At 68.9% G+C, this 21,326-nt stretch carries 17 protein-coding genes; 6 read left to right on the forward strand and 11 right to left on the reverse strand.

Going from position 1 to position 21,326, the window contains the following annotated elements; all coding sequences use genetic code 11:
• Positions 1–2: 2 nt before the first annotated feature.
• Together MJQ72_RS01200 and MJQ72_RS01205 are read right to left on the reverse strand one after the other, a co-directional pair.
• Positions 3–413 (reverse strand): VOC family protein, encoded by a 411-nt coding sequence (locus MJQ72_RS01200; RefSeq protein ID WP_240597141.1) that lies wholly within the window; start codon positions 411–413, stop codon positions 3–5.
• Positions 414–418: 5 nt separating this feature from the next.
• Entirely contained in the window at positions 419–967 is a 549-nt protein-coding gene (locus MJQ72_RS01205) for a PadR family transcriptional regulator (RefSeq protein WP_240597142.1), read from the reverse strand.
• 124 nt (positions 968–1,091) lie between these two features.
• On the opposite strand from MJQ72_RS01205, the gene MJQ72_RS01210 reads away from it, so the two are divergent.
• Positions 1,092–1,475 (forward strand): nuclear transport factor 2 family protein, encoded by a 384-nt coding sequence (locus tag MJQ72_RS01210; RefSeq protein WP_240597143.1) that lies wholly within the window; start codon positions 1,092–1,094, stop codon positions 1,473–1,475.
• Between the two features lie 71 nt (positions 1,476–1,546).
• Here MJQ72_RS01210 and MJQ72_RS01215 read toward each other — a convergent pair whose 3' ends face one another.
• The 6 genes from MJQ72_RS01215 to MJQ72_RS01240 all read right to left on the reverse strand — a co-directional run bounded on the left by MJQ72_RS01215 (position 1,547) and on the right by MJQ72_RS01240 (position 11,664).
• Complete coding sequence (locus MJQ72_RS01215; RefSeq protein WP_240597144.1) at positions 1,547–2,218, reverse strand: DNA alkylation repair protein; 672 nt, start codon at positions 2,216–2,218, stop codon at positions 1,547–1,549.
• A gap of 67 nt (positions 2,219–2,285) precedes the next feature.
• Positions 2,286–5,654 carry a hypothetical protein gene (locus tag MJQ72_RS01220; RefSeq protein WP_240597145.1) on the reverse strand — a complete coding sequence of 1,123 codons (3,369 nt, stop codon included), beginning with the start codon at positions 5,652–5,654 and terminating at the stop codon, positions 2,286–2,288.
• A gap of 53 nt (positions 5,655–5,707) precedes the next feature.
• Positions 5,708–8,785, reverse strand: a complete 3,078-nt coding sequence (locus MJQ72_RS01225; protein WP_240597146.1) for an ATP-binding protein — start codon at positions 8,783–8,785, stop codon at positions 5,708–5,710.
• Positions 8,785–9,411 carry a hypothetical protein gene (locus MJQ72_RS01230; RefSeq protein ID WP_240597147.1) on the reverse strand — a complete coding sequence of 209 codons (627 nt, stop codon included), beginning with the start codon at positions 9,409–9,411 and terminating at the stop codon, positions 8,785–8,787. Before MJQ72_RS01230 ends, MJQ72_RS01225 begins: the two co-directional genes overlap by 1 nt.
• A gap of 21 nt (positions 9,412–9,432) precedes the next feature.
• Positions 9,433–11,067 (reverse strand): CATRA system-associated protein, encoded by a 1,635-nt coding sequence (locus tag MJQ72_RS01235; RefSeq protein ID WP_240597148.1) that lies wholly within the window; start codon positions 11,065–11,067, stop codon positions 9,433–9,435.
• A 3-nt stretch (positions 11,068–11,070) separates the two neighbouring features.
• Positions 11,071–11,664 carry a TIR domain-containing protein gene (locus MJQ72_RS01240; protein WP_240597149.1) on the reverse strand — a complete coding sequence of 198 codons (594 nt, stop codon included), beginning with the start codon at positions 11,662–11,664 and terminating at the stop codon, positions 11,071–11,073.
• A gap of 222 nt (positions 11,665–11,886) precedes the next feature.
• Here MJQ72_RS01240 and MJQ72_RS01245 point away from each other — a divergent pair, with 222 nt between their 5' ends.
• Positions 11,887–12,822, forward strand: a complete 936-nt coding sequence (locus tag MJQ72_RS01245) for an SEFIR domain-containing protein (RefSeq protein WP_240597150.1) — start codon at positions 11,887–11,889, stop codon at positions 12,820–12,822.
• Between the two features lie 303 nt (positions 12,823–13,125).
• Here the strand turns inward: MJQ72_RS01245 and shbA are convergent, their stop codons facing one another.
• Together shbA and MJQ72_RS01255 are read right to left on the reverse strand one after the other, a co-directional pair.
• Complete coding sequence (gene shbA / locus MJQ72_RS01250) at positions 13,126–13,776, reverse strand: RNA polymerase sigma factor ShbA (RefSeq protein ID WP_315860822.1); 651 nt, start codon at positions 13,774–13,776, stop codon at positions 13,126–13,128.
• A gap of 4 nt (positions 13,777–13,780) precedes the next feature.
• Positions 13,781–14,368 (reverse strand): hypothetical protein, encoded by a 588-nt coding sequence (locus MJQ72_RS01255; protein ID WP_240597151.1) that lies wholly within the window; start codon positions 14,366–14,368, stop codon positions 13,781–13,783.
• 69 nt (positions 14,369–14,437) lie between these two features.
• On the opposite strand from MJQ72_RS01255, the gene MJQ72_RS01260 reads away from it, so the two are divergent.
• Complete coding sequence (locus tag MJQ72_RS01260; RefSeq protein ID WP_240597152.1) at positions 14,438–16,900, forward strand: ATP-binding protein; 2,463 nt, start codon at positions 14,438–14,440, stop codon at positions 16,898–16,900.
• A gap of 107 nt (positions 16,901–17,007) precedes the next feature.
• Here MJQ72_RS01260 and MJQ72_RS01265 read toward each other — a convergent pair whose 3' ends face one another.
• Positions 17,008–17,988 (reverse strand): hypothetical protein, encoded by a 981-nt coding sequence (locus MJQ72_RS01265; protein ID WP_240597153.1) that lies wholly within the window; start codon positions 17,986–17,988, stop codon positions 17,008–17,010.
• A 262-nt stretch (positions 17,989–18,250) separates the two neighbouring features.
• Here MJQ72_RS01265 and MJQ72_RS01270 point away from each other — a divergent pair, with 262 nt between their 5' ends.
• From MJQ72_RS01270 to MJQ72_RS01280, 3 genes are all read left to right on the forward strand, one after another.
• Entirely contained in the window at positions 18,251–18,409 is a 159-nt protein-coding gene (locus MJQ72_RS01270) for a hypothetical protein (RefSeq protein WP_240597154.1), read from the forward strand.
• Between the two features lie 182 nt (positions 18,410–18,591).
• Positions 18,592–20,769, forward strand: coding sequence for a helix-turn-helix transcriptional regulator (locus MJQ72_RS01275; RefSeq protein WP_240597155.1), 2,178 nt, complete (start codon positions 18,592–18,594; stop codon positions 20,767–20,769).
• A gap of 207 nt (positions 20,770–20,976) precedes the next feature.
• Positions 20,977–21,324, forward strand: a complete 348-nt coding sequence (locus tag MJQ72_RS01280; RefSeq protein WP_240597156.1) for an STAS domain-containing protein — start codon at positions 20,977–20,979, stop codon at positions 21,322–21,324.
• The last annotated feature ends 2 nt before the right edge of the window (positions 21,325–21,326 follow it).

Below are 21,326 nucleotides of genomic sequence, written 5' to 3' on the forward strand. Positions count from 1 at the left end.
GTTCAGGCGACGAAGACGCAGAACGGATGCCCGGCCGGATCCGCGTACACCCGCAGGGGTTCTTCCGGGTCTTCGCTGCGGTCGTACCGGAGCCGCCCGCCGAGTTCGAGGACGCGGGCGTGCTGCTCTTCCAGGTCCTTGACCGACTCCACGGTCAGGTCCAGGTGGAGTTGCTGGGGTACGGGTTCGGCGTCCGGCCAGCTCGCCTCCGGCAGCCGATCGACCTGCTGGAAGGCGAGTTGCGCCCCGCCGTCCGGGTTTCGCAGCACCAGCCAGTCCTTGTCGTCGCCGGCCTCGTCACCGGGGCGGTAGTCCCAGACCAGAAGACGCCGGTAGAACTCCGCCAGCGCGCGGACGTCGGTGCAATCCAGCACCACCTGACGGAACCTCGGCCCCTTTTTCCGCTCAACCAAGCCGTTCACCTCTGTTCGAGCACCGCGAGAACCTGCTCGCACCAGCGAATGTTCTCCTGCTCGAAGATGATCCCACGGGCAAGGGTCAGATACGGCCCGACGCGGGGCGCAGTGGCGAGGAACTCCGCCTCGACGGAGTCGCCGAGCAAGCGCTCCCGAAGGCGCTCGAACCGTTTGAGCTTCGTTTCGGCGACGGCCATCCTCTCCGCGACCGCGCGCCGGATCTCCTCGTCGTCGCCCGCCTCGACCGCCTGGACCTGCACCAGCAGCTCGTCGCGGATCGCGGTCGGCTTCGGCGCCCGCGTGGTGAAGTCGGCGAGTTCGGCCGCGCCGGCGTCGGTCAAGGAGAAGAGTCGCTTGTTGGGACGCCGTTGCTGTTCCACGATCCGGGCCGCCACCAGGCCCTGCGATTCCATCTTGTCCAGCTCGCGGTAGAGCTGCTGCGGTGTCGCCGTCCAGAAGTTGGCGACCGACGCGTTGAAGCTCTTCGCCAGGTCGTAGCCCGAGGACTCACCGTCCAGGAGCGTCGCGAGGATCGCGTTCCGCAGCGCCATGGCGCGATGATAGGCACCGCGCGGACTAGTCGCAAAGTTGATTAGGCACTTTGATGGACACCGGGATGGCGATCACCTACGCTCGGCGACATCTACTCAACAAGTTGACTATGAGGAGATCGTCATGCCCACGTTCCGTGAAGCAGTCGAAGCGAAGGACGCCGCCGCGATCGAGGCGTTGCTCGCCGACGACGTGGTCTTCACCAGCCCGGTGGCGTTCAAGCCCTATCAGGGGAAGGCGATCACGGCGGCGATCCTGCGCGGGGTCATGCGGGTGTTCGAGGATTTCCGCTATGTCCGCGAGATCCACGACGGCGCGCACCACGTGTACGAGTTCGAAGCGACCGTCGACGGGCTCGAAATCAACGGCTGCGACCTGCTGACCTTCGACGCCGAGGGCAAGATCATCGACTTCAAGGTGATGGTGCGGCCGCTGCGGGCGGCGCAGGCGCTCGCAGCGCGCATGGGCGCCCAGTTCGAGGCCATCAAGGCGGACGCGCTCGGCTGAGCGGGCCGGCACGCGTGACTGGCCGGACGGCGCGTGTGATCAGACGGACGACACGCGTGTCGTCCGTCTGATCACGAGTGTCGTCCGCGCCGCACCATCTCGGCGATCCAGACGGGCGCGAACGGCGACGTGCAGTTCGGCGGGGTCGGATAGTCCTTGAGCACTTCCAGCCGCTCCCCGATGCCGACCGCGCGGGAACGGTGCTCGGCGTGCTCGATGCCGATCTGCGCCAGGCAGTGGTTCATCGCCCACTGCAGGCGGTCCGGCGCGGCCTTCATCTCCGCCTCGATGACGTCGAGCAGCCCGGCGAGGTCAAGACCCTCGGGCTTCTTCGCCACGCGTTCGGTGGTCAGTGCCCAGCCCGCGCTCGCGACCACGGGGTCCGGATCGGCGAACCACGCCTGGCGCAGCTCTTCGGCGTGCGGATTCTTCTTGACCACGTAGTTCACGAGCCAGTCGTGCACCTTCGGGGTGCGGGCCTCGCGCACCATGCGGTCCAGGTCGGCGTGCCCGAACGCCTTCGGGCGGCAGATGAGGAGTGCCAGCAGTTTCGCGGCGGTGTCGTCCGTCTCCCAGAGCTCCAGCGCGAGTTCTTGCTGGGTCTTCAGCCGCTTCGCGACCGCGCGCAGCTTGCCGAGGTTCACCCCGTGGTCGTCGCCGTGCTTCTCGTTCACCTGCCGTACGCGAGGGTCCTCGAGCTCGGCCAGTTCGGCCAGCACCTCGGCCGTCGTCGTCCCGGTCACCTGTCCAGCCTACGAGGCGCTCCGGGTGGAGGAGCCGCTCGGCCCCTCCACCCGGGCGCTTCGACCGCTATCCGCGTCGTGCCAGGTCGTCGGCGTGCTCACGCAGGAGCGCGGCGACCCGCGGCCAGCCGACGTTGATCCGCCGGGCCCAGCCACGATGACGCTGCGCGAGATCCCCCGCGTCCCCGTCCTGGACGGTCAATCCGGTGGCGAAGCCTTCCCGGAGGTACCCGCCGTCGGCGACGTCCAGGACGTCCCGCACCGGCTCCGGCGGCCACCCACCATCGGGAACGGAAGAACCGCTCGCCAGCAGGGTGCCGATCGCCCGGTCGCCGAATTCGGCCCGACCCCGTTCGGCGAACTCCGTGCGGGCACGCGAAACCCAGGCCTTGAGCGCGGCACCGTCGAGACCGGAATCGGTGGTCCCCGGCAGGGTGCGCGTCTCGAAGATCGTCAGCCACGCGCCGACCAGTTCGACGCTCGGAGCGCCGTCGTCCGCGGGCTGGATCCGGGTGCAGAGATCGACGAACGCGCCGGGGTTCTCGGTGAGGATCCGCCGCAGGCTCCGCGGTTTCCGGTGGTGTTTGAGCGCCGCGTGGAACCGCAGCTCCAACCGGGCGACCGCGACGTCCGAGCCGCCCGCCTCGGCCAGCTGGTCCAGCAGCGGACCGACGTGCGCGACAGCCTTGCGGTCCGGGGCCTCGACACCGTCGGCGGACGCCTGGAGCAGCACGTCCTCGATCAGGGACGCGGGCAGGGACGCCGCGGCGCGCACGCCCGCCGCGAGCGCCTTGACCGCGGCCCACGGCCGACGCCGCGCGAGCTGCGTGACGAAGAACGCTTCCTGTCCTTCGGGAAGCGGCCAGGGACCGACGTGCGTCCAGTAGCCCTCGAGAACCCCTTCGTCGGCGGACTCGAAAAGCTCCAGCGCGTGGTCCACCGGAATGGCCAGGAGATAGTCGACCAGCCTGTCCTGCTCCTTGAGCTGGATCGCGACCTCCTGCCGCCATTCTCCGCCCTGCGAACGGGCCATCTCGCCCGCCCAGCCCGCCGCCCAGTCCTCGCGCCCGAGCTCCGCGAGCGCGTCTTCCCGAAGGTCGTCCGCGGCCACGTGCGCCGCGACCACGCCGACCAGCCTGGGCAGGGCACTCTCTGCGGCGAGCGCGCTCAGCCCGGCGGCACCGTGTTCGCGGAGGACACCGCCGACGGCGTCGCGGCGAAGGCGCCCGATCTCCGCTTCACGCGCCTCCGGGTCGAGGGATTCGCCGCCGTCCAGGTACGGACTCCGGCCGAACAACAGGCCGTGCCGCCCGGGATTGACCGCGGGCTCGATCAGCTCGGCGCACGATTCGAGCCATTGCAGCAACTCCTCCGGCAGCGTCCAGCCGGCGCCCGCGTGATGCCGGTGCTCGGCGGTGACTCCGGTGAGCAGGCCCCACAGGCGGAGACGTTCGTCCGCCGAGAGCCGTTCGGTGTCCAGCCGTGTGAAGGCTTCCACGACGCGGTCCCACTGCGCCGCGTTCAGCTCGGGCAGCCGCTCGAAGAACTCGCACCATCGATACGGCCGTTCCGCCAGCGCCGACAACGCCGAGGCGACCAGCTCGTCCTCGAATTCCGGTCCGTCGGCGACGGCCACGGGCGCCGCCGGGACCGTCCATTCGAGCCGGACCTGGGGCCGCCTCGGGCTCGCGAGCAGATGTTCTCGCGGACCGCGTAGCAGCGCGAGAGCCAGCCGCCAGCCCGCTTCCGGCGAGCGACGGCCGATCGCCTTGACCAGCTCCGTCCGCTGCCCGCCGGGTAGGTCGAGGTACGGGTACCACGGTTGCACGAGGGTGATCAGGGATTCGAGCGGCCGGTCGCCCGCCTCCCGTCCCGGCCGCGTCAGCTCGGCCAGCAGGGACACCACCATCGGCAACGCGTCGTCGGACCAGCCGACCGTTTCCAGCGCCGCGATCAGCCCGTCGGAAGTGCCGCTCAGCGGCGACGGATCGCCGGTCAGCGCCTGATCGACGGCGCCGAGGAACTCGTGAGGAGCGGCTTCGGCGAGCAGGGGCAGTACGTCGGCGAGCGACCGCCAGAGCATCCCGTCCCCGTCGTCGTTGGCCCGCCCGAGCACTTCGCGGACGAACCTCGCGGCGTGGTCGGCGCCCGCCACGCCGCCGGACAGCGCCGTCTCCCCCTCGTCGGCCAGGAGCGCCGCGCTCCGCGCCAACCCGTGCCGCATTTCCGCCGACCATTTCCGGCCCGGCTCCCGCTCGGTGAGCACCTTGACGGCTTCTTCGTGCCAGCGCCGCAGATCCTGTGCGCTCAGCCTGCCGTGGAGAAGGGCCCAGGCGTCATGCGGATCCGCCAGCCGGACGACGTCACCCGAGCGGGTGAGCAGCGGATCGTCGCCGGTCTCGGTCCTGGCGAAGAAGCGCGTGAGTTCGTCGGTCTCCCGGCCGGCGATCGCGGCGATCTCGTCCAGGTCGTACCGCGACCCCGCCGACCACCTGCCGATCAGCAGCAGCGGGGCGGCGAGATCGCGCTCCAGCGGATTCACCCATCTCGGGAGGTCGCCGGCGACGGCGAGCTTGCGGCGCAAGGCGCCAAGACTCCGCCGGGCGAGATCCGCGCAGGCGGTCGCGTCGGAGGGAGGGACGCCGGCCGCCGCGAACGCCTCCGCCGCCTCGTCGCGCGGAATGCCGGGCAGGACCAGGAGATCGGCACCGTCACGGTCCGGCGTGCTCCGCACCACGACGACATGGCCGCCGAGCGTCTCCTTCCCCACGTCGACGCCGTCCACCACGGCGACGAAAGGCCCGTCCAGGTCGCGGCATTGTCGCCAGGCCTCCCGACTGGACACCCGCACCGCCCGGAGGCCCGGGCGGTGGGCCGCCAGCACGGTCGCGACGAATGCCGCAGCCTCGGTACGGCTGCCCGCGTACACGGGCAGGACCGACGGATCGGCGTCCACCCATTCGCGCAGCCGTTCCACTTCGCGGGCCCGCCCGAGCAGCGGGAGGCTCTCGGGCAGGACGGGACGCGTCTCGTCCCGCCAGGACTCGAGCCACTCCGCCAGGTCTTCGAGACCAGGGACGACACCGATGCCCAGCTCCGGGGCGACCCGGGTCAGTTCGGTGATCAGGCCCGCGATGTCCTGTTCCGCCGTGCGCCTGCCGAGCCGCCGGTGGGAATCGGCGGCGATTTCCCCGGGTATGACGGCGTCGTCCACAAGGACCGCGACTACCTTCTTCCCGAGCCGCGAGGCTTCGGCGATCTCTTCCTGGACCGCGTCGTCGAGCCCTTCGGTGCCGATCGGTACCACCAGGACGGACGCGGCGTCGCCGGACCGGACGATCCGGTCCTTGCCGAACACGTGACCGAGACTCCGGTCGAGACCGCGGAACCGGTCCTGGCCGTCACCGGCTCGGACGGTGATGAAGATTCCTGCCATGGTGCGAAATCCTTTCCAGCGAGCACAGTTGTCGAGACGAACGGGTTGTGGTTTCACTCGGCTTCGCCGCGGGCGCGGGCCAGCACCTCCTCGACGCTGAGCGGGCTGGCCGGATGATGGGTGAGACACAGCGGGGTGGTCACCCGCTGGAAGCCGAACGCCTCCCCCGACACGTAGAACTGGGCGCGTTCCAGCCGCGAGATGTCGTCGACGGGGCTGCCCTTGGCCCTGGCGAGTTCGTTCGCGGCGGCGATCTGGGCCGGGCTGTTGAGCCTGCCGAAGAACTGCGTCATCGCGTTGCCGACGACCTGGTTGTGCAGCCCCTTCGGCGCCTGCGTCGCGAACAGCAGCCCCAGACCGTACTTCCGGGCCTGCGAGGCGAGCACGATGGTGCTGCGGGTGCTCGCCGTGAGCGTCCCCGACGCGGCGAGCATCTGCGCCTCGTCCATCACGAAGAGGGCGCCGAGCGGCCGGTCACCGGCCGGATTCCGCTTGGCCCAGGCGAAAAGTTCCATCTGGAGCTGGTTGACGAAGTTCTGCCGCTGGTTCTCCGAGGGCAGCCCGACGAAGCTGATCACCGAAACCCTTGCCCGCTTGCCTTCCCCGGGAGCGAGCAGGAGCGCCGGGTCGACGGGCTCGCCGCCGCCCGCCAGGAGGGGGTCGTTGACCATGGAGGCCTTCAGCAGCTCGGCCAGCTCGGCCGCCAGCTTTCGCCCGTCGTTCAACGTGCTCACCCCGTCGGGCAGGTCTTCGAGCACCTCGATGAGTTCGGGCAGGCTCCGTGATCCGGTGCGGGCGTGGTGCACGACGGCCTGCCGCAGCACCGCGAGCCCGACGGTCGCCTTCCCCGTGCTGCCGGTCAGTTTCACCTGCGGTGCGAGGGTCGCCACCGCGACCTCGACGGCCGCGTTGAACTCGTCCTCGTCGTCGAGGACACCGGCGAAATCAGGCAACGGCTGGAACGCGAGCGGTCTGCCGCCCGCACGACCCGGCGTCCACACGACGACGTCGGTCTCGGCCAGATAGCGCTTGGCGAGCTCGGCGTCGTCCGCTCCCCAGGCCTCGGGCGGCTCCGGCCAGGCGTCGCCGAGGCGGGCGAGGTCGTTGTTCGGATCCAGCACGATCGCGGAAACGCCCTGCAGCGCGCACTCCTCCACGATCCGCCGCAGCAGCACCGTCTTCCCGGAACCCGAACCCGCGAACACCGCGGCGTGCTTGCGCAGGGCCGCCAGTTCGATCCGGACCGGTTTCCCGCTGCCGGACACGGTGCCGAGGGTGATCTCGCCTTCCGCCGTCGGGGTCGCATCAGTGGACGCCGCCCTGGGCAACGGTTCCGGCAGGACTTCCGCCAGGAGTTCCGACCGGCCGGCGGGTCGGCGGTCGACGAGCCACTCGTGCAGTTCCCGGCTTCCCTCGGCGAACATCTTGTCCAGTGCCCAGAACGTGCGGACGTCCGCATCGGACATTCCCCGGGATTTACCGCCCTGCTTGAAGAATTCCTTGAGTTCCGCCTGGGTCTTCACCCCTGGCGACCACGCCGGGTTGCGCAGCAGCACCAGATGCCGGTTCTCCGCGCCCTTCCGGACCCCGGCCGCCGATCGCGCCTTGCGGAACCGGTGCAGCGCGGCGATGTGATGCGACGCCGCGATGGCCCGGAACGCCCAGTGTTCCTCCAGGTCCGACGCTTCGTCCACCGTTCGGGTGAGCCAGGCGTGCAGCTCGTTCCGGTCGCTCTTCGCGCCATGGACCCATTCCATGTTGTCGTTGCCGACCTCGGTGATCCAGCCCCGGATCGCGGCGGACAGCAGCCGGGGCATCACCTTGTCCTCGGCCTTCGGATCCAGCAAGGCCGACGGGTCGGCCTTCGAGCGGTGTTCCTCGAACCGCTTGTCCAGTTCCGCGAACCGATCGGCGGCCATCGCCGGACGCGGCGGTCCGGCCGAACGCACACCGCCTTCGTCGAACGTGGTCAGCTCGATCACCCGGCCCGCCCGGACGCAGGCGTCGATATGCGCGCCGATCCGCTTCAGGACGTCTCGCGGCGACATCTCCTCCCATTCGCCATCGAAGGCCGACGGGGACACCGGCCAGGTGGGGTAGGGCGGCACGAACTTCATCGCCTCATACGCGACTCCGAGGCGTTTCTCGACCAAGGCCCTGCCGACTTCGGCATCGGTGACCCGGCCGAGGATCAAGGCTTCACGGAAGCGATCCGGGACGGTGTCGGTGGCCTTCTCCTTGAGCAGTTCCCACGTGCCGGGGAGACACGCGAGGACCGTCATGGTCCTTCTGGTCACTTCCCGCAGGCCCATCAGCCCGTCCGCGATCTGGGCGACGAGCAGATCCTGCTCGTCGCTGTTCTGCACTTGCCGCTGGCCGACGGCGGACCGGGCCACCAGGGTGTCGAGCTGATCGACGGCGATCACGATCGGGCCGGTGAGCGCGAGCAGCCGCGTGATGTTCCTGACCTGCGTCTTCGCGGATTTGGGGTCCGACCGGATCCCCCATTTGCGGCGGTCCCCGGATTTCGACTCCGGGAACACGCCGAGGTAGTCGTCCCCGACGTAGTTCTTGCTCGGGTCTTCGCTCGCGTAGAGCACCAGCGCCCGTGCCGTGTCGGCGCATTCCCTGGCGACGTCCCGATCGAGAGTGCGCAGGCCGTCGATGAACGTGTCGACGTCGGCCCTCGACAGGCCACGCCCGTCCAGGATCTTCTTGGTGACGTTCGCGTCGATGCTCGCGCGGAGGCAGACACGACGGAGGAAGCTGGTGAGCTGAGGGACGCCGGAGCCGTCGAGCCGCGAAAGCCCCCGGCGCATCGCCTCGGCGGTGTTCTCCCAGAACGCGTCGCCCGCCGTGAGGTCGTTGAGGAAGAAGTAGCCGCGGGCGTCGTGGGCCTGTTTCCGGACGAGGCCGAGCAGGTGGGTCTTGCCCACGCCCTTCTTCCCTTGGAGGACCAGCCCGATCGGGCTCGGGCCGTCACTGGCGACGGCCTCCTTGATCCCCGAGCTGACCTGCTTCAGCACACCGGTGTGCAGGCCGTCGACGTGATACGGCGAATCACGCCACACGTGATCGGGAGTGTCGGCCCAGTCGAACCGCAGGGCCGCGAGCGCGCTCAGCTCGTCCATCACGGCGCCTCGATCGAGATCAGATGGTTGTCCTCACCGCCGATGCGGATCGCCGCCTCGTGATCGGCGGCGGTGAGCGCCTTGCGATTCGATTCCGGCACGAGATGCGCCTGTCCCGAGCGGCTGAGCTCCTTCAGTACCGCGTCGACGTCCACAGTGGACGCTTCGCCGAGCATCGGCCGCAGCTCCACCAGCGCGACCCAGTCACGTGGCGAACGGGACAGTTTGCGGTAGGCGATCCGGATCCGGGACTCGATCTCCTCCACCGTCAGGTCGACCTCGGGCATGAAGAGGTCGGCGAGCCGGAGCTTCTCGCGCCGGAGATGTCTGCCGAGCCCGCCGAGCACGACGTACAGGGCACTGCCCAGACTGCTCCGGGGCTGCGGCGCCTCTTCCTGGCTCAGTTCCTCCTCGCACCAGGCCCAGCCGCGCTCGGTCAGCTCGTGGTAGAAGGGACGGCCGCGTTGTTCGCTGGCGACCAGATCGAGGCCGTTGAGCTGACGGCGTTCCTTACCGTCGAGGGCGAAGCCGACGATCTCGCGCAGCTCCGGGTTCGACACCTCGCGGGCGACCACCATCAGCGCCAGCATCGCCGCGGTCTGCTTCTGTCCCAATCGATCCGTCATCCGTGATCCTTCCGTACGTGATTAGCGCTGATCGAGAAATCCGCTGAATCCCTGGCGTGTCACCCTGGCCTCCGAGGTGCGCACGGCCCATTCGATCGCCTCCCGCGTCTCCGGCGGGGCGAGCACGCGATGTCCCGGTGCCGCGTCGGTCGCGCGGACCCGCGTGGCCGACATGAGCTCCTCGGCGAGGTCTTGCACCCGTTCCCGGTCCCCCGCGCCGATCGCGATCTGCAGCTCGGCGACGATCTCGTCCACGAACCCCCACATGGGCGGCCGCAGCCGGGCGTGCGCGGTCTGCCGGAGCACGCCGGCGACGTCGAGGTCGCCCGGTTCGACGAGCGCCGTGGTGCCGGTGAGCTGGTCGACGAGGTTCTGGGCGATCTCCATCGGTCCACGCGACGGGCCGAACTGGAGATGCCGCAGATTGCCGACGTACCCCGGCAGGCTGTTCGGCTCGGTCCCCTTGGTGAGCACCGGGACGACACGGCGGTCCTGCCCGAGTGTCCGGTGCAGGAACAGTTCGACCTCGGCCGACTGCCACCGGCTCACCTCGCGGTCGACGATCAGGCACAGGTGTTTCGCGTCGTCCGCGGTCTTTTCGAGCAGCGACCGCTCCCCGGACAAGGACAGCACCGGCCGGACACCGAGCTCCACCAGGTATTTCATGAGTTCTTCGGCGAGGTACATCGTCGGCCTGGTCGTGCTGACCCGGACGTCGTGGGTGAAGGTGCGCTTCTCGGCCCGGACCGCGGCGACGTAGGCGTCGCGGTTCTCCGCGAGCAGGTCCGTCCGGTCGAAGTCGTGCGCGACGACCGACGCGACCGTTTCCAGTGCGAAACTGATCTGGTCGGCGGTCGGGCTGATCTCCGTCAACACCGGGAGCTGTTCGCCGAAGGTCCAAAAGGAGACGTACGGCAGCGTCAGATGACGTGACATCACGTCCGGCGAGACGTCGCGGTCGAGCCAGCTGCGGAACAGGTCCTTGGTCTCTTCGAGACAGATGCGCCGCCACTCCTCCGAGCGCGCGTATTCCTCGCGGGCGTCGAATCTCGACAGCACCGGAAGAACGGTGAGCTGTGGACGGTCGTAGGGCATGCGGTCGCGCGCCGCGTTGGCGCGTTCGGCGATGTCGACCGCGCCCCGCATGCTCTGCACGTTCGCCGTGAACAGGACGACGAGCCGGTCCGGAAGGTGCGCGGTGCAGATACCCCCGATGTCGGAGATCCCGGTGCGGCTGTCGATGAGGACGTAGTCGTAGGCGGCCGTCCACTGGTCACGGCATTGTTCGAGGTAGTCGCCGAAACCCTGTTCGTACAAGCCTTCCCAGTCGAGATCCTGTACCCGCCGGACGTAGGCGTCGTCCCCGCGGCCGGCGGTGATGACGTCGAGCTTCACTTTCCCGGTGAGCCGGGTCGTATGCGCGCCCGGAGTCAGCCTGCCTTCACGGAAATCGTCGATCAGGTCCACGACGCCGCCCGACGGGGGCGCGCTCATCATCGGCCGGAAGTAGGTGTCCAGACCGGGTGCTTCGAGGTCCCAGTCCAGGCACAACACCCGATATCCCCAGCGTGCCAGGAGAACGGCGATGTTGGCCAAGGTGAAGCTCCGGCCGACACCGCCCTTGTAGGAGTAGAAGGTGACCACGGTTCCCGGCATGGGTCAGAACCTCGGCAGCTTCGACGGTCGTGGCGGCTCGGGTGGTGGTGTCTCAATCGGCCACTCGGGAGACCACGGCGGTGCCTGCGCGATGATCTCCACCAGTTCCTCCACCATCCGCCCCAGCTCGTCTTCGAACTCGATGTACTCGGGGGTCTTCTGGTACTGCGGATGCGGTTTGTTCCAGTCCCGGAAACTGCGCATCCGGCGTTCGTGAGCCCAGTCCGGGTAGTAATCCGAGTCGCTGAAGATCACCGGATAGATCAACCGGCCCGCCTTCGTCACGCCGTCCCGCGCGACGATTTCCTCCCGCTTCGCCATCGTGTGCCATTCGGCCAGGCACCGCTCGTCGCGAAAGTACTTCGGGGAGCAGACCGGGATCAGGATCCGGGCACGCTGCAACGCGTCACGGACTTCCTGAGGCCACTTCCCGCCGACGGCGACACTGTCTTCGAGAAATATCTTGACGTCGTAGTCGACATTGTCGTCCAGAAGTCTCTGCAGCCGAGGGTGGAAGTGATTCCGCACCCAGTCCGGGGCGTCGCCTCCGCCTCGGCGATAGCTGATGAACAGGTGGTACTCGTACACGAGCGCCATCGCCCCTTCGCACCCGGATCCGTTTGACAGCACCGATCGTAGGGGGCGAAGACACTCTCAAAAAGGTACAAAAACACGACAAAAACTGGACACGTACTCGCCTGTGAGTCCACGAAAGACAGAAAGATGACAAGCGGGCGACAATGGCTGCCCGTCGACGTCCGATCGTCGAGAATGCGACCATCCGGCGGGCAGTACGCCCTTCACCTGACAGGAGTTTCGATGGCCGACAACGAGCCACCGCATGTGTTCGTCACTTACGCACATGATTCACCGGAGCACAAGGAACGGGTCCGCCGCTTCGCGGATTTCCTGCACGGCCGGATCGGCCTCGAAGTGCACCTTGATCAATGGGACGACGGCGAACGTCGCGACTGGTCGTTATGGGCGTTGAAGCACCTCGACACGGCGAATTTCGTAGTCGTCATCGCCTCGCCGGACTACAAACGCCGTGCCGAGGGAAACGCGGCGTTCGACGAAGGGCGCGGCTCCCAGTTCGAGGCGGCGCGGATCCGCGATCGCCTGACGAGGGATCTCGGCGGCGAGATCAAGCGGATCCTTCCGGTGGTGTTCCCCCAGCAGTCCGTCGACGACATCCCGAACTTCCTCAATCCGCACTCCACAACGAGGTATCAGGTCGACGTGTTCACCGAGGAAGGGGTGGAGGACCTTCTGGCCGCGATCACCGGCAGGGCCCGGCACCAGCGGCCCGAACGCGGCCAGTGGCGCGGCGGCGCGGTGGACGTGGCCGGCCCCGGCAAGACCTCGGTGGCGACCGGCCTGGAATGGCGGGCGTGCAGCGACGGTATCCGGACCGAAGGCGCGCGGATCAACGACGTGCACTATGCGGACAGCATCGTCTTGCGGGCGGCGGAGCGGCTGGCCTTCGTGGAGGTGGACCTCGGGATGGCCTACCGAAGACTGACCGCGGTGGCCGGCGTCCTCGACGACGCGGCCGAACCCTTCCAGGTCGGGCACTTCCGCGTCCTCCTCGACGGAAGGCCGTCACCCGAGGTCAAGGTGGCATTGGGGAAACCGGCGAAGATCGACATCGGGGTCACCGGCGTGCTGAGGCTCCGGCTGGAGTTCCACCGTCCGGGTACGACGGAGAACAAGTGGCTCCCGGAACTGGCCTGGGGCGATCCCGTCCTGGAGTAGGGCTGATGTCGCCCCCGATCGCGTGACGGGGTGGACGGCACGTGTGCTCAGACGGACGACACGCGTGATTGGACGGACGACACGCGTGTGCGGCCGGGTCCGCCGCGAGTCGTCCGCCTGGACACGTGTGTCGTCCGTCTGATCACAGGTGTCGTCCGCCTGAGCACGCGAAACCGCCGGCTGTGGGGATGCTGGGCAGGCCAGGGCCGAAGGCTCCTTTCACCGTATCTGACGCGGCGAAAGGAGCCTTCGGCCCGCTACTGGCCCCGCTCACGTCGCAACGCGCGCCCTTCCGCCTTGCCCTCAAGAGAAGTCGTCCTCCCGCACCAGTTCGCGCAGCTTCACCAGCCCCCGGTGCTGTTTCACCCGGACGTTCCCCGGCGTCAGCCCGAGCGCGGCCGCGGTCTCGGTGGCGGTCAACCCGACGACGATCCGGAGGGTGAGCACCTCCCGCTGCAGCTTCGGGAGCTGGGCGACGAGCCTGCCCAGACGCGCGCCGAGGTCGACGTCGAGCACGTGGCTTTCGGGCTCGTTGCGGACCGGCCCCGCCTCTGGCAGTTCGGGCACCGGATCGGACCGGTCACGGGACACCGCGCGAAAGGCGTCGGCGACCTTGTTGGCCGCGATCGCCCGCACGAGGTAGAGGAACGAGCCGCCACGATCTTCGTACACCGGCAGCATTTTGAAGACCGCGAGGCACACCTCTTGCGCGACGTCGTCGGCCGACAGGTAGGAAAGGTCGCGCCCGCCCATCCGCGCGCGGCAGTAGCGCACCAGCATCGGTTTGACGACGGCCAGCAACCTCTCGACCGCGTCCTCGTCACCGGCCTTCGCCGCCATGACGAGCGGATCGAGCACCTCTTTGGTCAGCCCGCCCGACGGGCGCGGGAGGGTGTCCAAAGTGCGGTATCCCCGGACTTCGCCGCCGATCGGGCGGGTGTCGATGGTCGGCATCGGATCAGCCCACCACTTTCGCGGTGGAATCGAGCCGCCGCACCTGCGCGACGAAGCCGTTCATCCGCCATCGCAGGCTGTACGCTTTCGCCGTGTCGCCGAAGATCTTCTTGTCGTGGAGGATCGCGGCCAGCTCGCCGACGGTGCGTCCGTCCGCCTCGGAGATTCTGAGGGAGATCCCGTGCCTGGCTCCGTCGAATTCCGCGGATCGGGCGATCATCGGGTTGCCGTCGTCCGCGACGGACCAGCCCTTCCTCGCGATCTTCTTCTTGAAGACCTGCCGCAACTGCTGCCCGGTCAGGGTGGTTTCCACGCGCCGTGGCCGGAATCCGTGTCGTTTGAAGGCGATATAGCCCAGGTACAGAACGGCGATCACGACGAGGATCAGGGCACCCGCCGTGCCGTTTCCCTCGCTCGTGGTGTCAATGGCGATTCCCATGCTCTCTCTCCCGGGCGTTCGCGGTTCGAATGCCCGATAATCGGGGAAATCGGGGACGGCGTTGCGAACCGGGGTTTGTTGTCCTGGTTTTGTCCGTTGCCGTTCGGCGGAAAGCGGGCAGATCAAGGACAGCTTTCGCCACGGCGCGATCATCGGTAGCGAAACCGTCTCCGGGATCGATCCCTGCGCTGTCGAATCGCCACGATCACGGGGAGAGCGCGGATGACGGATCGTTTCGATGTCTTGTTGTGTTTCACTCCGGCCGATCCGGACGGCGCGGCACTGATGGACGAGTGGGAAAGCGCTCTTCGCGACGCGGGGCTCAGTGTTCTCCGGGACACCGCCGTCGACGATTCCGCCGACGCGCTCGCGAACTCGCGTGCCGTGCTGGTCCTTTGCTCGCGTGCCGACCGGGCCCTGGTCGTCGCTCCGGGGGCGGACGGCGAACACGCGGTCGATCCGCGGAACCTGCCCGCCCTCGTCGGACTCGTCCTGCGCAAGGTGGCCGACGTCCGCTGCGGACGCCCGGCCCGGATGGTCGGGCGGTATCGCGAGCTCCTGGCGGTCCATCGTGGTCTGCAGGCCCGCCCGGTCCTGATGGTGCGAGGTCTGCCGGGCGTGGGCAAGACAACGTTGGCCGAAGAGTACGCCCGTCTCTTCCAGGACACCTTCGACGGCGGTGTCCTGCGGCTGGGCCCGTTCGGCCAGCACGCGCCGGAGGACGTCCTGTCCCAGTTCCACCTCGCGCTGGCACGCGCGGCCGGGGATCGGCTGGGCGCCGACCTGGCCGGTGTCGACTTCGACCGGCTGCGCGACCACGTCGCCGAACGGATCGGCGCCGACGGACGTCGCGTTCTCGTCCTCGTCGACGACGTACCGGCGGGGCTCCCTCCGGACGTCCTCGAACGGCTGATCCTCCCCACTTCCGCGGTGTGCACGGTGCTCGTCAGCCGGATGGGGAACTCTCCGTGGGACGTCTCGGCGCTGGACCTCGCCGGGTTGTCACCGGGCGAAGGGCTCGGTTTGTTCAGCGAGTACCGCGCGCCGGCCGACGACGCCGAACGAGAAGCGGTGCTCCGTCTCGTCGAGCACTGTGGAGGGCATCCGATCACGCTGCGCGCCAACGCTTTGGCCAGGCCACGCCAGGGCATCGAGCCACTCGTGTCCTGCCCGGACACGGCACCGCAGGCGATCCGCGGACTGCTCGCCGGCTGCGGCCCGGTCGCCGCCGGGATCGTCCGGCTGGGCGGGCTGCTGGCGCCTGTCCCCTTCCCGCTCGGCATCGCCCATGACGTTCTCGGAGGTGAAGACGGTTTCGCCGAAGCCGTCGGCGAGCTGGAAGAACGAGGTGTCGCCTCGCTTGTGGACGGCGGGTTACGGCTGCAACCCCTCGTGGCGGAAGTCGCCAGGGCCGGGATCGATCCCGGCGACCTGCCCGAGTCCGCGGCGACGTCCTTGCTAAGGCTGCTTTCCGACGATCGCACCGAGTACCGGGACTTCCTCCTCCAGCATGCCCGCGCCCTCGCCGAGCGCACGTCCGCGGTGCTCCGGATCCGGTTGCTGCGCTCGGTCGCGGCCGCTCACGAACGGCACCGGGACTTCTTCGCGGCCGGTGAGATCCACGCCGTGATCTTGTCCACGGAAGGCGTCACGAGCACGGACTTCGCGACGGCCGCACGGGTGGAGATCGCCTGCGGGCTGTCCCCGGAGGCCGTGCGGCACGCCCGGCACGCGCTGCTGTCCGCGGCCGACGACGACGAGCGATACGCGGCCAGGCTGATCGCCGCGCAGGCATTCGACTGTCAGGGTGACTACGACGCCGGCGATCGGACGTTCTGGCACGAGTTCCCGTGCCGGGGTGAGACCCGGTTACCGGTGATCGTGGCGCACGCACGGGCCCTGCGTCTCCGAGGCCGAGCCAGGGAGGCCATCGCCTCGCTCGACGCGATCCTGCCGGAGCTTCACGGCCCGCCGCCCGAAGACCTCCTGCTGGAATACGCCCGCGCTCTGCTTCTCGACGACCGGCCTGGGCGGGCACGCGAAGTCGCGGCGGAGGTGATCGCCGCCTTCCACGCCACCGGCAGGGTGCGGCACTTCCAGTGCGTCGAAGCCGAATTGCTGTGGGCCGAGGCGACGATCACCCTCGAACTTCGAGACGTCCACCCGGACCGCTCCGCCGCCGTATCGCGCGAACTCGAAGCCAGGTATGGCCGATGTCACGGCTCGGAGAGCCCGACGGCCTTGACCGCCGCGGCACTGGCCGGCCGCGCGCTCCTGCTGAGGGGACAGCCTGAGCGGGCCTTGACCGCGCTGAGCGCGACCGAGCGGACCGTGCTCCGCGTGGTCGGCGGCGAGAACCGCCTGCGGTACCGGATCAGGCACGGCATCGCGCTGGCGCACGGACAGCTGCGCGACTTCGGCCGCCAGGCCGAAATCCTCGAGGAGATCCTCCAGCCACAGATCCGCTTGCTGGGCTCGACCCACCCGGAAACCCTCGAGAGCCGGCTCGACCTCGGCCTCGCGCTGGCCTTCAGCGGACGCGACCAGTACCGGCGGGCCACCGAGCTGGTCGACGGCGCCGCGGACGACATCGTCGCGACACTCGGCCATGCCACCGAACTGTCCGAAAAGGCGATCGCGGCGAAACGGGTGTTGCGGGGCAAGGCGATCGCGGCGTGGTCGTGACCCTCGTGAGCGGTAAGGGCGGGTGTGCATGCCGCGAAAGTGGCTTTCGCGGCACGTCGGCGTTCCGTCACCCCGCCGCTTGCCGGAAGTACCCGATCCCGCGGGTTTCAGTTCACCGAGCCGGACTGCGACGGCCTCCAGCGCACCCCGTAGGCGAAACCCGGTGTCAGGCGGCGGAACTGGACGTGGATCTCGCCCGACGCGTCCGGCGTCAAGGCGCACCCGCGCGCCGCATAATCACTCGCGTCGTCCTGGAAGACCCGTTCCAGCAGCACGACCTCCACCGGGATCGGCCGGGCGAACCGGACGTGCAGGTCGAACAGATCGACCGGATGCCGCGGGACGCAGACGAAATGCGGATGCCTGAACTCCGCCCTGAACCGCAACGCGATGTCGTGTTTGCTCTGCCGTTTGAGCGGCCTGGGCAACCGCAACGCCAGCCCGACGCGATCGGTGGACTCCATCACCCGTCCGGTCAGCCGTCCACCGTGGAACACGTCCACGCGGAGATCCTCGCTGCCGATGGCCTCGCCCCGGTAGACCGAGTCGGTCAGGGTGAGCGCGAGGTCCAGTTCGGCGATGTCGTCGGCATCGGCGACGATCCGGCGGGACTCGAGAACCTCCGGCACCGGCTGGTCGAGAGCCACCGCCACGCGCAGTTCCTCCGTATGCCACCTTCGGCTGGGTTGAGCAGCTTCCGCCTCGTCGGATTCGCCTGTGGACGCGACGGCGACCTCGGCGAGCCGATCGATGCCTTCGTCGATACGACGGCGGGCGGTGCGGTCGTCGCGCTGCAGATGCCTGGCCAGCCAGCGGACCCGATCCTGATAGAAGGGGTGCACCGCGTCCGGGTGCAGCCCGAGCGCGGCCAGCACGGCGGTGCACAGATCCTCGGGCAGCGAACGCGCCCATCCGGACAGGCATTCGCCCAGCGTTCGCCGGATCGCCGCGTTCCCGTCGCTCCCGGACGTACCGCAGACCGCGCGTAACGCGGGGCCGGCCCGTTCGGCCAGCTGAGGTGCCGCAATTCCCCTGCCCCGGCGAAGCAGCTTCAATTCGCCGGCCAGATCCGCAGCGCTGACGGTCACCAGTCCTCCCCTAGTGGTTCAAGCACGGTCGTCAATAGTCGCCAGCCCGGCGGCCCGTGTCCAGCCGGTCGCGGCCGTGTATCGCCGATCGTTATTTTGGGTTTTCCTTTCCCGCTCATACGGGAAACAGGAAACTCCTTGTCGCTCCCAGAGCGGCGACGCATTCTTGGTGAGCCGCCCCAATTCGTGGCGATAACACTCCAACCAGCGGTTTTCCCGCGTTGCCGAGTGCTGCCCTCATGCGCTCACCGAAGGAGTCGGAATGACCGTCAAGTGCTCGCTTTCGCTGCTCTTGCGGCTCGCTTTCTGGCTGTGGGTGATCGCGCTCGTCATCGGGCTGGCGCTCGGCGGCGCACAGGGAACCGCGCCCGCGAACCCGGGCTCGCCCGCGGTCGCCACATACGGAAAGGAGGTGGACTGACCATGCAGACCCACGCCATCGGCCTGATCCTGGCCCTGCTCGGCTTCGTGTTCGGCTGAGGACACGGCATGAAATGCGCACGCGCCCTCCGGCCGGATCCGTGGATCCGGCCGGAGGGCGGAAGCCACTGCCGGAACATCGTCCACACGGCCATACTGATCCTCCGACGAGGATGGGTGCCGATGAACGAAAGAGCCACGTTCGGAGCGGAGTTGCGCCGCCGTCGCAAAGCGGCGGGCCTTTCCCTCACCGAACTCGCCGCCCGTACTCACTACAGCAAGGGTTACCTCAGCAAAGTCGAGACCGGTCTTTCCGCCCCGAATCCGGCACTCGCCGCGTTGTGCGAAACGGAACTCGGCGCGGAAGGAGAGCTGAAACCGCTGCTGCCCGGTGGACCCGTGCGGCGCAGGACACGGCCGGACGTGCGGCCGTCCGGCCTGCCGCCGGCGACCTCCTCCTTCACCGGCCGGGCGGCCGAACTGCGGGCGATCCGCACGGCGCTCGAAGCCGACGGAGGCGTCTGTGTCGTGTCCGGTATGGGCGGTGTCGGCAAGACGGAACTCGCGGTGCGCTGCGCGCACCGGCTGGAATCCGGATTCGCCGACGGTTGCCTGTTCGTCGATCTTCGCGACGATGCCGGTGAGTCCGCCGCGGTACACGACAGGCTGCTGCGCGTGCTCGGGGTCCCGGCGGACCGTATCCCGGCCGAACCGGCCGACCGCGCGGCGCTGTACCGGTCCCGGCTTCGCGGCCGCGGTCTGCTGCTGGTGCTCGACAACGCGGTCAGCGCGGCGCAGGTGCGTCCGTTGCTTCCCGCCGAACCGAAATGCCGCGTGCTGATCACGTCCAGATCCCGGCTGAGCGCACTCGACGACGCCACGCACGTCTCCTTGGACATGCTCCCGCTCGACGCGGCGGTCGGCCTCTTCACCACGGTCACCGGCGTTCCCGCCGGACCGGCTGTCACCCGGGTGGTCCGGCGATGCGCCCGGCTCCCCCTCGCGATCCGGATCGCCGCGGCGCGGCTTCGCGCGCACGCCGCGTGGGACGTGGCGGAACTCGACCGGCGCCTGGCGGACGAATCCGCCCGTCTCGGCGAACTCGACGACGGCGAACGCTCGCTCGCCGCCGCGTTCCGGCTGTCGGTTCAGCAGTTGAGCACCGCCGAGGCGAGGCTTTTCGGGCTGCTCACCGTCCACCCCGGAACCGGCGTCGACGTCCATACCGCGAGCGCGCTGAGCGCGCTTCCGTTCCGGGAGGCCGACCGGCTGCTGGACCGTTTGCACGAAGCCCACCTGCTCACTCAACCGGAACCCGACCGATACGGATTCCATGACCTGTTGCGCGCGTTCGCCACCGAATTCGTGCTCACCGACGCGGAGGACGGGATGAACGCATTCAGCAGGCTCGCCGATTTCACGGTCCGGACGGCCGCGCGGGCCGACCGGGAGCTCACCCCGCACCGCTACTTCCCGGAGATCGTCTTCGACCCCGGCGTCCCGGAACCGGCGAGGCTGGACGACAGCGAGATGGCGATGTCCTGGTTCCGCGCCGAATGGCCCGGCCTGGTGGCCCTGTGCAGGACGGCGCGGGAACGCGGCGAACACGAGAGATGCTGGCAGCTCGCCTACTTCCTGCGCGACTTCTTCTTCGTGGCCAAGCTCTGGGATCCTTGGCTGGAGACCCATCGGTGGGCGCGCTCGTCCGCCGAAGCGATCGGGGACACGTGGGCCCTGGCCACCACCACCGCCAACCTCGGGGTCGCGCACGTCGATCGCGGCGATCTGGACGAAGCTTCGGCGTGCTACGGCGAAGCGCTCGCGCTGTTCCGGCGGATCGGCGACGGGCACGGGGAGACCACCACCCTCGCGCACAACGGCTGGGCCGAGCACTATCGGGGCAACCACGACGACGCCTTGCGGGATCTCCGGCAGGCGCACGCGTCCTACGTCCGTGACGGCAATCGCCGCAACGCCGCGATCACCGACCGCGGGATCGCACTGGTGCTGACCGCGTTGGGGCGGCCCGCCGACGCCGCCTCGATCGCCACCCGCACGTTGACCGTCTTCGACGAACTGGGGCTGGACCTCGACGCCGCCATGGCGCTCAACTGCCTGGGCTGGGCCTGGTACCACGCGGAGCGCCACGACCTGGCCGCCTCGGCCTATCGTGCCGCCGCGGACCGGGCCGAGGCCTGCGGAAGCGAGTACGAAACCGCGCGCGCCTACACCGGCCTCGGCAATGTCGCGGCCGCTGAAGGCTCCGCCGAACTGGCGGCCGACCTGTGGAATCGAGCCGACGAGATCCACCCCGGCCTCGATCAGGTCATGGTCGGCGAAGCCCGGGTGCGGATGGCGTGACAGCCGAGGCCGGGTCGCTCAACCGGCGTAACCGGCCGCGAGGCTGCTACGGTTGGCCTTGTCGCGGTTCAGACACCAGCCGCCGGGTCCCTAGTTCTGGGTCCGGCATGTCCACGGGCAGCAGCCGGTCCCCCGTACCGGCAAGGAGTCAACTTGACCGACTACCGCGCTCCCGCTTCCGATCCACCCCGTTCGACACGGAGATTCGTGTCCCCTCTCGACATCTCGATCACGGCTTCCGCCACCGACACGGTGGTCACCGTATCCGGCGAAATCGACCTCAGCGTCTCCCACGACCTGCGGAGGGCGTTGGACGAAGAGCTCCGGTTCAAGCCGGCGCTGCTGATCGCCGACCTGTCCGCGGTCACTTTCTGTGATTCGTCCGGCTTCACCGTCTTCGTTCAGATCCGCGCGGAGGCCGAAGAAGCCGGCGTTCCGTTCATCCTGGTCACCCAGGAGCGGGCCCTGCTGCGCCCGATGGCGCTGCTCGGCCTCGACGCCGTCTTCAACGTGCACCCGACCCTCGATTCCGCACGGGACGTGCTCACACGCTGACC

Source organism: Amycolatopsis sp. EV170708-02-1 (assembly GCF_022479115.1).
Lineage (GTDB): Bacteria > Actinomycetota > Actinomycetes > Mycobacteriales > Pseudonocardiaceae > Amycolatopsis.

Coding starts and splice junctions, on each gene's coding strand:
- MJQ72_RS01205 (WP_240597142.1), bottom strand. CDS start 967: ATGGCGCTGCGGAACGCGATCCTCGCGACGCTCCTGGACGGTGAGTCC.
- MJQ72_RS01210 (WP_240597143.1), top strand. CDS start 1,092: ATGCCCACGTTCCGTGAAGCAGTCGAAGCGAAGGACGCCGCCGCGATC.
- MJQ72_RS01220 (WP_240597145.1), bottom strand. CDS start 5,654: ATGGCAGGAATCTTCATCACCGTCCGAGCCGGTGACGGCCAGGACCGG.
- MJQ72_RS01225 (WP_240597146.1), bottom strand. CDS start 8,785: ATGGACGAGCTGAGCGCGCTCGCGGCCCTGCGGTTCGACTGGGCCGAC.
- MJQ72_RS01230 (WP_240597147.1), bottom strand. CDS start 9,411: ATGACGGATCGATTGGGACAGAAGCAGACCGCGGCGATGCTGGCGCTG.
- MJQ72_RS01235 (WP_240597148.1), bottom strand. CDS start 11,067: ATGCCGGGAACCGTGGTCACCTTCTACTCCTACAAGGGCGGTGTCGGC.
- MJQ72_RS01240 (WP_240597149.1), bottom strand. CDS start 11,664: ATGGCGCTCGTGTACGAGTACCACCTGTTCATCAGCTATCGCCGAGGC.
- MJQ72_RS01245 (WP_240597150.1), top strand. CDS start 11,887: ATGGCCGACAACGAGCCACCGCATGTGTTCGTCACTTACGCACATGAT.
- shbA (WP_315860822.1), bottom strand. CDS start 13,776: ATGCCGACCATCGACACCCGCCCGATCGGCGGCGAAGTCCGGGGATAC.
- MJQ72_RS01255 (WP_240597151.1), bottom strand. CDS start 14,368: ATGATCGCGCCGTGGCGAAAGCTGTCCTTGATCTGCCCGCTTTCCGCC.
- MJQ72_RS01260 (WP_240597152.1), top strand. CDS start 14,438: ATGACGGATCGTTTCGATGTCTTGTTGTGTTTCACTCCGGCCGATCCG.
- MJQ72_RS01270 (WP_240597154.1), top strand. CDS start 18,251: ATGACCGTCAAGTGCTCGCTTTCGCTGCTCTTGCGGCTCGCTTTCTGG.
- MJQ72_RS01275 (WP_240597155.1), top strand. CDS start 18,592: ATGAACGAAAGAGCCACGTTCGGAGCGGAGTTGCGCCGCCGTCGCAAA.